Consider the following 15,531-nt stretch of genomic DNA (forward strand, 5'->3'; position numbering starts at 1 on the left):
ATATAATAAAGGGGGGCAGTCTGTTCCCCTTTAATCCATTCCAAACCTGTTTCATTCTAGCGATTAATCAGTTAAACAAAATTGCATGTTATTTAAATTAAAAAATATACAGGTGCTTTTGACTCTTTTATTTATTTCATTTTTCTCAGTCAAAGCTGCCGATCTACCCTTAACTTTTGAAGCGGGCACGTTCGATATTACCAATTTTGATGGTGGCGTTTTAACAGTCATTGATAATGAACAGAAGAGTGGGATTAACACCAGTAATAAGGTGGCCCAAATGGTCAAAAATGATTGGCAATCCTGGGGTGGTAGTTATATCACACTGGATAATAATATCGATTTTAATAGCGGTAATACTATTAAGGTGAAGGTATTTTCACCAAGGGCAGGGGTTAAGGTTTTATTAAAAGTTGAAAATGCCACCGACAATCAAATTTTCTATGAAAAAGAGGAATCGACTACTAAAGCCAATGAATGGGAAGAACTCACTTTCGATTTTAGTGGGATAAATAAGTCAAATAGTTACCGCAAAATCATATTTATTTTCGATAATGGAACCAATGGAGATGGCTCTGCCAACTTTACCTTTTTGTTGGATGATATTGTTTTGGAGCAAGTCGCAGATGCAGCACCAACCATAGCTGCGCCAACACCACCTGTTTACCACGCTTCAAAGGTTATTTCTATTTTCAGTGAGGCTTACAACTCATTGGATGGCACAAACTTTAATCCGTATTGGGATCCTTATCAGACAACAGTTGGGAGTATTGAACAGGTGCAGGGCAATGAAGTGGTTAAATTGAGAACGCTTAATTTTCATGGTTTTGAACTGTTTGAAGAAGTTAATGCTGCCAGCATGAAATACCTGCACATTGATGTATGGAGTGCCAATGAAACCCTGTTGGAAATCTATCCAATCAGTCATTCAGGTGAACGAAAAGCTAGCCTTGCACCACTGGTTCAGAATCAATGGAATAGTTACGATATCAGACTGTCTGATTTAGTAAGTCAGGATTTTAATTTGGCTGATGTTTACCAATTTAAGTTTATTGGAGCCGGTGGAAATACCGTGTATATAGATAACCTGTATTTTTACGATGATGATGCCACCCTGGACACAGAAAATCCAACTGGTTTTAGTGCTTCGGTAGGTAATGTAACCTACAACAGCATTGAGTTATTATTGAATGCGATTGATAATTCGGGTGCTATCGAATACACTATTGATGTTGGGGGAACCACCACCACTGTAGGCGCTGTCTCCGGTGTGCAGAAGTCATATGAATTCACTCATTTACCATCTGATACTGAATATACTTTTTCTATTACAGCAAAAGATTTAAGTGGTAATGGTGCGGCTAATAACCCAGTTATAATTACTCAAAGTACGGGAGCAGGTTACCAGGAGCCTGCTGTATCGTCGCCAACACCCCCAGTAAGAAATGCATCCGACGTGATTTCGATATTTAGTGATGTTTATGCCACTATACCTAATACCAATTTTCACCCATGGTGGAATCAAAGCACCTGGTTTTATTCGGTACAGGTGGGAGGAAATGAAGTGTTGAAATACGAAAACTTTAATTATCAAGGCATAGAGATTGGAAGCAAGGTGAATGCTTCTGAAATGGCCTTTTTACATATTGATTTATGGACACCTAATGAAAGTACTTTAAGCATTTCTCCAATCAGTGAAACCACTGGCGAAAAAGCTTTCTTTCTATCTCCAATCAATCTTAATCAATGGAATAGTTATGATATACCATTATCAAGCTTTACAATTCAAGGCTTGTCGATGAGCGATATTCTGCATCTGAAGTTTGTGGGTTCAGGTAAGTCTATCATCTATTTAGATAACATCTATTTCCACAAAGGGACTGCTACTTCAATTAATGAGGCTGCTATGGATAATATAAAGGTGTTCCCAAATCCGGTTGAAGATATGCTTCATATAGAAGGTATTGCAGATACAGAATTGGTAGAATTGTATAGCGTAACAGGGAGTTTGATCAAGCGTGTGCCCGTTAGCGGAGGCACCATCTCTATGGCTGAGCTTAATAAAGGCGTGTACTTCATTAAAGCCAAGGATCAAACCATTAAAATCATTAAAAAGTAATTTGCTGATTTAGTTTAAGCCTCACCAGTTCAGACCGACCGTCCAATAGTTTGAGCTGGTGAGCTGCTTTTAATAACAAGGGGAAATAAGGATTGAAAAGAATGAAGAATTTAGTATTAGTTATATTATTTAGTTTACCATTGGCCATCTGGGCGCAAGGGTACCAGTTGGTGTGGGAAGAGAATTTCGATGGCAACAGTTTAAATCCATCAGTATGGAATATTGAACAGCAAGTAGGCGTATGGAACACCGAAGCCAACCAGGAGTTGCAGCATTACAAGGCTGACAATGTAAGCGTAGGTGACGACGGCAATGGAAATAATTGTTTGATTATAACAGCCAGGCGAGAAGCATATAATGGCTATCAATTTACTTCGGGTCGCATTAATACTGGCGGAAAGTTTGCGTTTCGCTATGGTAGAATAGAGGCCAGATTGAAACTGCCGGATATGGCCAACGGCCTGTGGCCAGCCTTTTGGTTATTAGGTAATTCAACGAATGTATGGCCGGCATGTGGTGAAATTGATATTATGGAAGCCGGGCATGCCGATGGTATTGCGGCTAACAAACAAAACACCCTGTTTGGTGGTGCTTTGCATTGGCAGCATGCCGGTAATTATGCTGGTTATGGCACAACAGCCGAAGCACCAACAGGCCTGAATACTGATTTCCACACTTTCGCCATGGAATGGACACCAACCAACATCAGCATGTACCTCGATGGTAGCTCCACTCCTTATTATTCGATGAATGTTGATGGAGCTGATGCTGAAGAGTTTCGCGATTACTCAATGTACATTATTTTAAACCTCGCCGTTGGTGGGATGTTTCCGGATATCTATGACCAGGCAGGTATAACTGCTCAATTGCCTGCTGAAATGTTCGTTGATTATATCAGAGTATATCAGAAAACAGGTGAAGGTGAAATAGAAGGTGCTGCACCTCTATATGGTAACCTGGGAGTGTATGTTGACGATACCAACTGCGAAAACTATCTTGATTTTAATTTTGATGCCACCCTGTCAACGACCGGGACAACCGAAAGGGCAGGCGAAACAGCCAAGGAAGGCACGGACGTGTTATCGTATAACCTGGTAAATGGTCAGGCTTATTCGGTGTCAGTTTTCTCCGAAGCAGTTAAGAACTTATCAGAAATAAAAAATAGCGGCAGCCTGGATGTATATCTGAAAACTAATTCCGGTTCAGATATTCAGATTGGACTGGGTGATGCCACCGGTGCTGAGAGCATGGTTACTTTAAGCGCCTCATCGGACTATAACTGCAGCAGAGATGGCTCATGGTCGAGAGTAGTCATCCCTTTTACGGCCTTTGCGGGCCTGGATCTTACTCAAATTGATGATGTATTGTTGCTGAAAGGTACACCTTCGGCCGATGCGTATCTCTCTATTGATAAAGTTATATTGTCAAACTTGACAGCTAACTTTGAGTTATTTGGCATTTTTACCAATAATCCTTCCATTACCGAGGGTTTTATCATTGATGATATTTCCGGTCATTTATATGTGTGGAACAATACCATGCAGGCCATTGAGGCGGCACCTGCCTATGATGGAACTGATGTGTTGGCATTTTCATCGCCGGCTACCAATACCTGGTTTGGATATAGCCTTACATCAGATGCAGGTATTGATTTGGAACAATTTAGTAACGGGTACCTGAAACTGGCATTGCGAAGCTCATCGACCGATAATTTCTGGATTGGGGTAGGCGGCGCTAATAATACTGAGGCACGGGTAGCTTTTAATAATGGCTCAGATCCATATGGATTTACAAGAGATGGCCAATGGCACCGGATAACCATTCCGGTTAGTGATCTGGTAGCCCAGGGCCTGAACTTGTCGGCTTGTGGCAACGTATTTATGCTGGGCGGCGAGCCATATATTACTGATGTGTTGGTGGATGATATCTATTTTTCAGCCATCGCTGCAGATGCCGAAAATACAGCTCTTAATCCGGACAGGAATGCCAGCCTGATTGAAGATGATGAATATACCATTGTGACAGATTATTATGGTATCTACTCTGAGAATCCTGATATCAACAATAAGTTCTTAATTGATGATGTTGATGGACATATCTATATATGGGACAATACATTGTCGGCTCTAAATGGTGGTTCGGCATACGATGGTTCGGAGCACCTGTATTTTACCAGCAACAATGTGGGATGGTATGGCTTTGGTGTATTTTCAGATAACGCTTTGGATTTAAGTCATTTTGAGAACGGTTATCTGTCCTTCTCATTAAAAACAAGCAGTTCAGCCGATTTTTGGGTGGGAATGCAGGGAGCAGCTGGCAGTGAGGGGCGTATTACCTTTAATGCGGCTTCAGCCTACAATTTTTCTCGGGATGGTCAATGGCACCGCATTTTAATACCCATGTCTGAATTAACAGCTCAGGGACTACAGCTGTTTGCCTGTGGCAATATTTTTATGCTTGGGGGTTCGGAAATAAGTGATATAGCGATTGATGATGTGATATTAACGGTTGGGGCTGCTCAGCCTTCAAATCCGGCTGTTGATGGGGCTACCGGCATTTCCTCAGCTATAAATACTGAAGTAAGTGTAATGCCTAATCCTTGTGTCAGTGAGCTGATTTGTAAGGCCCAATCAGACATTGCTTCTATTGAGTTATTTAATCAGATGGGCAAACTCTGTGGGTCTAAAGCAAATGTGGGTAGTGCACAATCAATAATGCCTGTCGCACACTTGGCACCGGGCGTTTACATTGCTGTCATTAAACTCACCAATGAGCAGGTAATTATCAAAAAGGTGGTGAAAAACTAATCACAGCCAGTAGCCATCAATAAAACAATGACTAACCAAACCACCATTATTACTACTTGTTGGGGGCATGTACCCAGATAAGTAGTGTATTAATTCACTCAAAATAGATGGAATGGCCGGATGGCGTTACTATTAACCAGGCCTGCTGTTGCATCATATTTTGGATAATCGTTAAATCACATGGAAATAAAACACCTGAAAAAGGTATATAAAGGACTTTCTTTCTTGCTGCTTATTGTGTTAACAATGCTCCTTTTGGTTATTGTTGAGGGTAAGGCGCAAACAGTGAATGTGGGCAGTGGCAGTTATACAACCTCATTTCCCGGAGTGGATGCGGCCGGACGTAACGGCTATCCTGCTGGTTCGCCCCAACTAAGTGGTAATGCAGTGGGTAAACCCGTGCCAACGAACGACTGGTGGTCAAGACTAATTAAAGAAAATCATACCGCCAATATGTACAATTACCCATTGGGTTTACAGAGTAGAACCGATGGATTGGTTGTCAGTTATATTCCATGGGGTGTTTATGGTGATCAGGAGCCTATTGTGGTGGGTGTTGAATCATTAAATGCAGCTCAAGCCACTGTGTCTGATTATTCCGATTGGACCGTGACGATGGATTGGAATGATGGTTCACATAATTTTAATGCCACTGCAGGTATTGGCATGCCATTTTTGTATTTCACTAAGGGCAGCAGTGATGTGGCTGAGATAACTGTTAATGCCGGTACGGCAGCCATATCCGATGAAATGCTGCTGATAACCAATGCCGCCAGTGGTGCTGATTTTGTTGCTTATGCACCAACAGGAAGCACATGGACACAAAATGGCAATACATATACTTCAACTTTAAATGGACAAGATTACTGGTCGATGGCCATGCTGCCTTTGACTACAACTGATGCGGCAAGCACTGCGACTGCCTATAAAGCTTATGCCTATGTTTTCCCAACAGGCACCACTACCTCATGGTCGTATAACGAAACAACATCAGTATTGCGAACTGATTTTACGGTGACCACCGAGGTAAAAGAGGGCAGTGCAAGCAATATGCTTTTGGGTTTACTACCTCATCAATGGGCTAACCTGGCTAGTGATTCACCGCAGCCTTCAGGCGACAGTTATCCTTCGGTAAGAGGAGAGCTAAAAACACTGGCCGGTAATACCTTCAGCGTGGAGAATACCTATCAGGGCATTTTACCCACTCTGCCTTATCTGGCCAATTACAGCCAGGGTTTTAGTCCTGCTGAACTGACCGCTAAAATTAAGCTAATTGAAAATGACCAGCTGGCAACCTGGACTGATTCCTACAACGAGGGGCAGGTTATGAACCGTTTGATTCAGACGGCTCGCATAGCCGATCAGATGGGCATGACAGAAGCGCGTGACAAAATGGTGGCCACCGTTAAAGAACGTTTGGAAGACTGGTTAAGCTATCAGTCGGGTGAAGTGGCCTTTTTATTCTACTACAATAATACATGGTCAGCCATGTTGGGCTATCCGGCAGGTCATGGTCAGGATACCAATATCAACGACCACCATTTTCATTGGGGGTATTTTATCCATGCAGCGGCTTTTATGGAGCAGTTTGAGCCTGGGTGGGCAGCGCAATGGGGAGATATGATTAACCTATTGGTTAGAGATGCAGCATCACAGAACCGGGATGATGATAAATTTCCTTTCCTGCGTAACTTCAGTCCTTATGCCGGGCATTGCTGGGCCAATGGTTTTGCAAGCTTCCCGCAGGGTAACGATCAGGAGTCTACTTCAGAGAGTATGCAGTTTAACTCATCTTTAATCCACTGGGGAAGCATCACCGGTAATGATGAAATACGTGATTTAGGTATCTACCTTTATACCACCGAACAAACCGCTATTGAAGAATACTGGTTTGATATGTATGAGCGCAATTTCAAGCAGGATCAACCCTATAGCCTGGTCTCAAGGGTGTGGGGTAACTCATACGACAACGGCACTTTCTGGACATCCGATATTGCAGCATCCTATGGCATTGAGATGTACCCTATTCATGGCGGTTCGTTATATCTGGGACACAATACTGCCTATGTAGAAAAGTTATGGAACGAAATAAAAGCCAATACAGGCATCATGAACAATGAGGAAAACCCAAATCTGTGGCATGATGTGATGTGGGAATACCAGTCCTTTATTGATCCGGAGGGAGCCATCGCTTTGTATAATTCTTATCCTGATCGCAACCTTAAATTTGGAGTATCCGATGCGCAAACCTATCACTGGTTACATAATATGAGTGCCATGGGTCAGGTGAATAGTGGTGTTACGGCCGATTACCCCATTGCTGTGGCCTTTGATAATGGTGGTGACATGACTTACGTGGCCCATAACTACACCAGTAGTCCTTTAACGGTTACTTTTTCGGATGGCTACGAACTGGATGTGCCGGCCAATGCCATGGCCACCAGTAAAGATATTGATGCGTCAGGTGTATTGAGTGCTGACTTTACCAGGGCTTATGCCAATGGTAGTGTTAATTTATTGCTTGAAGCCACTGGTACAGGCATCACCAAAGTAGAGTTTTATGATGGCAATAGTTTGTTAGCTTCAAAAACGGTTGCGCCATATACCTGCAAAGCGGAGAACCTGACACTTGGGATGCATGGTTTATATGCTAAGGTTTATGTGTATGAAAACTTTGTGGTGAGTAATACCATTGATGTGCAGGTGGGCGAGCAAGTGCCTTACCTGGGGGCAGCATTTGAACTGCCGGGCATCATTGAGCCTGGTAACTACGATAAGTTTGAAGGGGGAAAGGCAAATAACATCGCCTATCTTGATCTTTCACCAGGTAATGCCGGTGATTACCGGATGGATGAAGATGTGGATGCTGTTTCGGATAATACCGAAGGCAAAACTATTGGCTGGATTGCAGGTGGTGAATGGACTGAATATACCGTGAATGTTTCTCAATCAGGACTGTATTCCATGAGTTTCCGTTATGCTTCAGGCAATGCGGCCGGAGGAGGACCTTTTTCAGTACTGGTGGATGGTCAAACTGTGGCTTCCAACATTAGTGTACCCTCCACGTCTACTACATCATGGGATGTGTGGGCCACTAAAAGCGTGGCTGATCTGGCCTTGCCAGAAGGTGAGCATATTTTACGACTGGAGTTTGCGGCAGGGGAATTTAACCTGGGACAAATGACCTTTAGTCGTACAGGTGATATTCCCTATTCTTATCCATTAGCTTCGGCAGGTGCTGACATTAAAGTGCTTTGGCCCTTGTCAACAGCTACGCTGGATGCCACAGCCAGCAGCGAATCGAGCGGACAGACGCTGAGCTATCAATGGACACAGCTCTATGGACCATCGGTGGTGACATACGATGATAATACCTTGGCACAACCTGTTATCAGTGGTTTACAGGAGGGTGTTTATCGCTTCAGACTGGAAGTGAGTAATGAAGATATGCGCACATCAATTGATGAAGTGTTAGTGATAGTGAGCAGTACAGCCAACATAGCACCAAATGTAACCTTGACGGCTCCTGAGGAAGGTGCCACCTACAGGGATGGTGATGAAATTACTATTACGGCCAGTGCGAGCGATCTGGATGGCTCCATTCAACGGGTGGAGTTTTATCAGAATGGTAATTTAATTGTGTCGGATGATACAGCTCCTTATATAATTCAATGGACAGGCGCAGCAGGTGATTATGCCCTCACGGCCAAGGCCATTGATGATGGAGGTGCTATGGCTGAGTCACAAACCGTAAATGTTTCCTTTGCCGAAGTACGTTCATGCACCATCAACTCGGTGGAGGCTCAGCAGGGTGCCTTTGATGTTGGCTATCAGTTTGTTTTTGAAACGGTTGGCAGCGATGTGTATATTACTTGCGAGCTGCTGGACGATAAAATTGGAACGATTGCTTACTTATGGACACAGGATCCATTTTCTGAAACCAGTATGAATCATGTGGATGGGCGTAAATTCTCAACCGTTTTGGGCAGTCAGGCTCAGGGCTCTACCTTGACCGTGGCCGTCAAATTTGCCTTTGCAGGCGGCCTGGCAGTCACTGAATATGTATCTTACATGGTTGGTGATAACTGCGAACCGGACTTTGAAGAGCCAACTAACTTTACTGCCGCTGTTGGAACCATCACTCAGTCGAGTGTTGAATTACTTTTACAGGCCAGCGATAACTCCGGAGGCGTGATTTATCAAATTAGTTACAATGGCCAGACTAAGCAGGCCACGGCTGAATCGGGTGTTGAACTAAGCTATGATGTGACTGGTTTAAGTGCCAGCACAGCATATAACTTTTCGATTGTTGCAGCCGATAATGCGGGCAATGTTGCTGCCAATAGTCCTGTTGTGTTAAATGCCACGACCTCAGAAAGTACCAATGACGCCTGTTCGGGCACCGAAGTAGAGGCTTCGCAAGGCACATTTGAGGTGGGCTATAACTATGCTTTCTCTACTTCAGGCACCGATGTGACAGTCAGTTTTGAATTATTGGATGATAAGGATGGGCAGGTGGCCTATTTATGGAACTACACTAATGGCTTTGCAGAATCTGCTATGTCGAATAGTAATGGGGTGTTTACCACCACATTGAGCAATCAAACCCCGGGTGCTGTTCTTCAGTTAGCCTGTAAATTTGCATACGCCGGTGGTATGTCTGTTACAAAGATATTCTCCTACACGGTAGGAGACAATTGTGTGGCCACTGGCATAGAGACAAATCCAGGTGTATTGAGAGCGCCTTATCCTAACCCTGTGAATGCATGGTTGAATCTAGAACTGCCGGATGATCATTCTGTGATTAAAGTGTTTGATATGAAAGGCAATGCGCTGGATGTCATTAGTGTGATTGGCAAAACCTGTCAATACCATATGGGAGCTTATCCTGCAGGTATTTACTTTTTTATTATTAACGGACAGTCTTATAAGATTATTAAAGAATAAGCCTTTATATGCCTTCGTAGCAATTGAACAGAATTTAGCAAAGCGCAGGCTACCCTTTGGTTAAAGCAGGCGTATATCAGAAGTCCATGGAGCTAAACCTGTGGGCTTCTGTTATATTTTTATATTTTTAGAGCATTAGCAAAAACCTGATCGTCTTTAAGTAGAATAATCATTGACAATGAAACGCATCAATTAACTTGTAAATCGTTCATAGCGTATGAAAGGAATCATCTCTCTGATATTGGTCTTTGGAAGCATGTTCTCATTGGCAGGGCAAAGCCTCTCTGGTGGAATTCCTTTTGTCACTAATTATTCGGAGAAGGATTTAAAGGTTTCCACCGTTAATTATGGTATTATCCAGGATAACAGGGGGATCATGTACTTTGCCAATGAATATGGCATTTTGGAGTTTGATGGTAGTAACTGGAACATTGTTACGGCAGTGTCGAACCACTCCAATATTAAATCACTGGCCATTACCAAAAGCAATCGCATATACGCCGGTGCGCAGGGCGACTTTGGATACATCGATTACCAACAAGAAAATGGGGTGGTTTTTCATTCGCTGCTTGATTTAGTGCCAGCAGAATACCGTGACTTCAATGATGTGTGGAACATTGTGCTGCACAACCATGAAGTGTACTTCCATACATGGCGGGCCATCTATCGCTTTGATGGTGAAAAAATTGATGTGATAAATACCGGTCATCAGATTAAAGGCCTTTTCAAGGTCAGGGATGAGGTACTTTTGCACGATGAATTTGGCTTGCACAGAAAAAGAGGTGATGATTTTGAAAGGCTGCCAGGATCAGAGCCATTAAGCAATGAAGAGTTGAGGTTTATTCTGCCAATGAATGAAGAGGATCTGTTAGTTGGCACACTAGCTGGCGGCCTATTTGTTTATACTAATCATGAGTTAAAGCCGTTTGAAACAGAGCCACAGATTGATTTCAAAAGCACTGGCCTGTCGACAGGTCATGTGCGTAAAAATGGCGATTTTGTTATTGGCACCCATAAAGCAGGTGTTTATATTCTGAGTAAAGATGGCTTTGTAAAAACACAATTGACTAAAGCGCAAGGTCTTCAAAATAATACGATTCGGGGCTTATATACCGATATTCATAATAACCTGTGGGTAACGCACAAAACGGGGATTGATATGGTTGAATTATCAACTCCTTTGTACCATATGAAACCCAGCACCGAAGAGCCAACAGGTGTTTATTCGATTGTTGAATATGAAGGTGATATGTACTACGCCACTCATGATGGTTTGCTTAGGCAGTCGATAGAACAAGGAGCTAACCATTCATTTGAGAGAGTTAAGGGTAGCATTGATATTAACTGGAGCCTGAATAAATTAGGAGATATTGTCGTATTAGCCCATGCCAATGGATTTTCGCAACTGCATAATGGTGAGCTTATTCCGATTTATGGAGGAGAGGGGTGCTGGCTTATCAGAGCTTTACCGCAGCATCCGGACTATCTTATCGGGGGCACTTATCAAGGCCTTGCTTTGTTTAGAAAAGAAGGTGAGCGTTTGCACTTCGTTCACAAGATCAGGGGGTTTAACGAATCAAGCAGAGTTTTAGAGATAGGTGACAATGGGGAGATATGGGTGGCTCATGGCTACCGCGGCATTTACAGACTGGTGCTGAATAGTTCGTTAAACGAGGTTGAGCAGCTATCATTTTATGACTATTCAAAAGGATTGCCATCGCACATGTTTAACACCGTTTTTAAGCTTAATCAAGAGTTGGTGTTTGGCACACAGGTTGGATTCTATAACTATGATGCATCAGCTGATTCAATGATAATGAATATGGAACTGACAGAATTGCTGGGGTATGGGCAGGGGCGTTTAGTTAAGGAAGATCCCAAAGGTGATGTATGGTTTATATCGGGCGATAAATCAGGTATTATTGAAAAGCACGCCGACGGCAGCCGAACGGTTGTAACCAATCCCTTTAATAAGTTAAATGAATATTACATCCCGGGATTTGAAAATATTTATTTCTCAGGTAACCAAAAGGCATACATTGGTACTAAAGATGGTGTTATCGTTTATGATGCGGCAACAGATGTATATAAGCCGGCCAATTTTAAGTGTTTATTGCGTGCGGTGAAGACCTCGGGTGGCGAAGATGTACTTTATGAAGATAATATCAAATTTCTGTGCGATACACTCATCGGTCAGGACATAAAGCTGTTGTATAAGGAAGTTAAAAACAATAGCCTGACCTTTAGTTTCTCTGCCGCTTATTATGAAAACACTAAAAACATCCGGTTTAAATATTACCTGCAAGGGTATGACAACGACTGGTCTGACTGGGAAGATATCCGATACAAGGAGTATACAAACCTGAAAGAAGGTGATTACCAGTTTCGTTTGAAGGCCATCAATATTTATGGTGCCGAAACCGACGATATCATCTATCGCTTTAGCATTTTGCCCCCCTGGTATCGCACTGTATATGCCTATGCAGGGTATTTTATGCTTTTTATATTCATATTCTATCTGGCTATCAGAGTAAGAGACAGGCGGGCCGGGGTTGAGAAACAGCGCTATATTGAAAAACAAGAACGTATACGCAAAATAGAGCAGGCGGCCTATCAGGAGGAAAAGCTAAGAAATGAACTCGAAAGTAAAAACAAGGAGCTGGCCGCTATTGCCATGAAAACGATATGTAAAAATGAGAAGCTGATTGATTTACAGGCTCGCATCATCACCATCAAAGAGGATGCCACCAAACAGGTGGAGCAAAAACTAAGCGATTTGCTGGGTTTTATAGAGAGTGAGATTTCTGATGATGATTGGGATGATTTTGAACTGCGCTTTGATTTGGCCCACAACAATTACATCAGGAAACTAAAGGAAGAATTTTCAGCTTTGACACCGCATGACTTGAAGATTTGTGCTTATCTAAAGATGAACCTGAGCAGCAAGGAAATTGCACAACTGCTTAATATGTCTGTTCGCGGTGTTGAGAATGCCAGGTACCGGGTGCGTAAGCGGCTGGGATTAGACTCGTCAGTCAACCTGACTGATTGGTTAATGAGCCGATAGCTTCCAGTAATATGAGGGATTAATTCGCCAAAATTAACCGAAGGATAAAACCTAAACAGTTTTTTAATACATACCTAATATTCTCCTAATCTTAAGGCAAGATTAGCGCTCTATCTTTCCTAAAAACTTCATACTATGAAAAGGATAGGGATAATAACCTTAGTGTTTGCATTATGCATCAGTTGCCTGGTCAGTTGTTCATCTGATTCAGACGTACTGAGAGACAGGGACATCTTATTAGAGACATTAACAAAAGGAAGCTGGCAGGTAAGTTTTCAGCATTCGTTGACGAAGCAAGCACTTCAACATCCGGAGGTGCAGCTGGCTTTTGAAGATGGTAGTATTGTAAATGCTCTAAAAGGTGAGGACTATACCGGGAATGGTTCATATCGATTGTTGTATGATGGTGCTGCTGTTCCCAATTATGATGATCCGGAATATGATTATCTGGATAGAGAAAAAGACAGAGAAGAGGATCTTTTTTTGTCACTGGCTTTCGCGATGAACGAACTTATCATCTTAAATCAGCGATGGCAGGTCAGAAGCTTCGCGTCAGATGAAGTCATATTACGATCGGATGATCTTATCCTAACATTAAGCAGGGCTGATTAATAAGCTACAAAGGGGCTTTAAACAGTCCTTTGTGTTTGTACAAAATTGAATGGTCAATCCTATTGGCAATGAGGGTCACACATGAGGTGATGACTCTGTGGCGCCGGTAGGATTTTTTACGATGTTAATGCAATGATTACCGTCGAAACATCATTAGCCCTAAGTTGTTACATAACAAGTCAAATAGTTATTAACTCAAAACTCATACTAGCATGAAAAATTTTATCGCCCTGGTATTTGTGTTTACATTACTCCTGGTAAGTTGTAAACCGAAAGCCAGTAAGGAACAAAAAACTACCCAAGAAGTGCCAACAGAAACCGTTGTACCACCCTATGAAAATGTAAGCGAGTCGGTAGAGCGCATCGATAGTGTGGCAGCGGAGCTTGAAAGCTCAATCGAGAAACTGGATGAAGCATTAAACGAATTAGAATAGTATTATGAAGATATTAATATTGAATTTAGCATTAGTATTCGGTTTGGCATTAGTGGCTCAACCGATACAGGCACAGCAGGGTAAGGGCAAGGAAAAAGCCAAAAAGGAAAAAGTAGAAAAACAGGCCAAAGAGAAGGCGGAGCAGGAACTGAAAGAGGAGAAAGAAGAAAAAGAAGAAAAGCTTCAAAAAGGGAATGCCTATGGAAAAGATAAAGGCGAATTGAAGGGTAAAGAGTTTGGTCAGCAACGCGCTGCCGAAGCGCGTGCGAAGCAGGAGCAGAAACAGAAAGAGCTGGATAGCTCCATTGAACATGGCAAAGCCAAGGTAAAAGAGGCGGATGAAAAGATAAAACGCTCGGAAGAAAAACTGGAAAAAGCCAAAGAAGAAGGTAGTATTTCCGAAGAGGATTATAAAAAAGGAAAGAAACAGCTGAAGATGGCCGAAGAAGAAATGAAGAAGGTGAAAGAGCAGCTGGAAAGAGCTGGTGAGGAACGAGAGCGTGCCATGGAAGAGGTGGAGAAAAGACGAGAGGAAGCAGAGCAGTATAAAGAAGAAATACTGAGGAAGCAGGAGGAACTGGAAAGGAAGTAATGACTTGTAGTAAGTCAGTGATATCGCCGGGTTTGTTAAGTCCGGCGATTATTTTTTAAAACCGCCTCTCCGCAAAAAACACAATGAGCAATATCAAGCCAATAGCTGCTTGAACCTGCCAGTAGGGAATAGCCAAACCGATGAGGGCGAAAATAATAACTGCTTTTAGCAGTCGGCCCGAGCGCCTTTCCATCTTGGATTTAAACTGAACGAGTTTTAGCTGGCGGTTCTCCATATCCAATAGAAACACCCCATCGTTCTCCACCACATAGTCATATTCGAGCAACTGACGGCGGGTACTTTTGTTGCGGGCACTGATGGCCTGGCTGCCGCTTTTAACCTCCACAATGTATTGCTTACCGTTCTTCTTCACAATGTAGTCGGGCTGTATATCGGCGTATTGTACCTCGCCATCCTCCAGGTATTTGTGCTGGTAGGTACTCTGGTAATCAACAATGGTATAGCCTTTACTTTTCAGGAAACTTTTGGCCTGCAGCTCCAGCTTATTACCACGCTCAAAGCGTTTACGCACTTTACGTTCCTGTAAATAGGTTTTGACCTTATGCCTGATAATGAGGTAGGACAGAGCGATGATAATCAGCGCTAATGATAGAAACAGGATGTGGTTTTGATTGGTATAATCGAAAGAATACATAGTGTGCTGTTATAGTATCAGCTGCAAAAGTAGTGTCTTTATCTAATTAAAAAGCGAATAACTGCCAGCTTATCGCTTATAGTGATTGATGCTTCCATGTCCTTTCATTTTTGCCTGCAGCAGCAAAAACGAAACAAAAAATGCCGCCGCTGCATCACTCATTGACCCGCTATTTTTTCATTTCGGGAAAATATTTAAAGATGCCCGGCTTGGTACCAAATATTTTCTTCCTCCATTCAAAAAGCGGGTGCCCCAATATCGTTGCTGATGCGGAATCCCGTATATCAACTAATTGAGT

The 15,531-nt window shown here is 42.7% G+C and carries 8 protein-coding genes; 7 read left to right on the forward strand and 1 reads right to left on the reverse strand.

Translation table 11 applies throughout. The features are described 5' to 3' along the window. Positions 1 to 85: 85 nt before the first annotated feature. From KDU71_RS09155 to KDU71_RS09185, 7 genes are all read left to right on the forward strand, one after another. A complete protein-coding gene (locus tag KDU71_RS09155) occupies positions 86 to 2,119 on the forward strand; it encodes a T9SS type A sorting domain-containing protein (protein ID WP_212189926.1) in 2,034 nt (677 codons plus the stop codon). A 101-nt stretch (positions 2,120 to 2,220) separates the two neighbouring features. Next, positions 2,221 to 4,926: a family 16 glycosylhydrolase gene (locus tag KDU71_RS09160; protein ID WP_212189928.1), complete on the forward strand. Its 2,706-nt coding sequence runs from the start codon at positions 2,221 to 2,223 to the stop codon at positions 4,924 to 4,926. Positions 4,927 to 5,106: 180 nt separating this feature from the next. Then, on the forward strand, positions 5,107 to 9,873 hold the full coding sequence (locus KDU71_RS09165) for a glycosyl hydrolase (RefSeq protein WP_212189930.1): 4,767 nt from the start codon (positions 5,107 to 5,109) through the stop codon (positions 9,871 to 9,873). Between the two features lie 217 nt (positions 9,874 to 10,090). Further along, on the forward strand, positions 10,091 to 12,940 hold the full coding sequence (locus KDU71_RS09170) for a ligand-binding sensor domain-containing protein (RefSeq protein WP_212189932.1): 2,850 nt from the start codon (positions 10,091 to 10,093) through the stop codon (positions 12,938 to 12,940). A 135-nt stretch (positions 12,941 to 13,075) separates the two neighbouring features. Then, a complete protein-coding gene (locus tag KDU71_RS09175; RefSeq protein ID WP_212189933.1) occupies positions 13,076 to 13,552 on the forward strand; it encodes a hypothetical protein in 477 nt (158 codons plus the stop codon). 212 nt (positions 13,553 to 13,764) lie between these two features. Further along, positions 13,765 to 13,986 carry a hypothetical protein gene (locus KDU71_RS09180; RefSeq protein WP_212189940.1) on the forward strand — a complete coding sequence of 74 codons (222 nt, stop codon included), beginning with the start codon at positions 13,765 to 13,767 and terminating at the stop codon, positions 13,984 to 13,986. A 4-nt stretch (positions 13,987 to 13,990) separates the two neighbouring features. Then, positions 13,991 to 14,578: a hypothetical protein gene (locus tag KDU71_RS09185; RefSeq protein WP_212189941.1), complete on the forward strand. Its 588-nt coding sequence runs from the start codon at positions 13,991 to 13,993 to the stop codon at positions 14,576 to 14,578. A gap of 55 nt (positions 14,579 to 14,633) precedes the next feature. Here the strand turns inward: KDU71_RS09185 and KDU71_RS09190 are convergent, their stop codons facing one another. Then, complete coding sequence (locus KDU71_RS09190) at positions 14,634 to 15,233, reverse strand: Dna2/Cas4 domain-containing protein (protein WP_212189943.1); 600 nt, start codon at positions 15,231 to 15,233, stop codon at positions 14,634 to 14,636. Between the last annotated feature and the right edge of the window lie 298 nt (positions 15,234 to 15,531).

The sequence above is a fragment of the Carboxylicivirga sediminis genome (genome assembly GCF_018156225.1).
GTDB lineage: Bacteria > Bacteroidota > Bacteroidia > Bacteroidales > Marinilabiliaceae > Carboxylicivirga > Carboxylicivirga sediminis.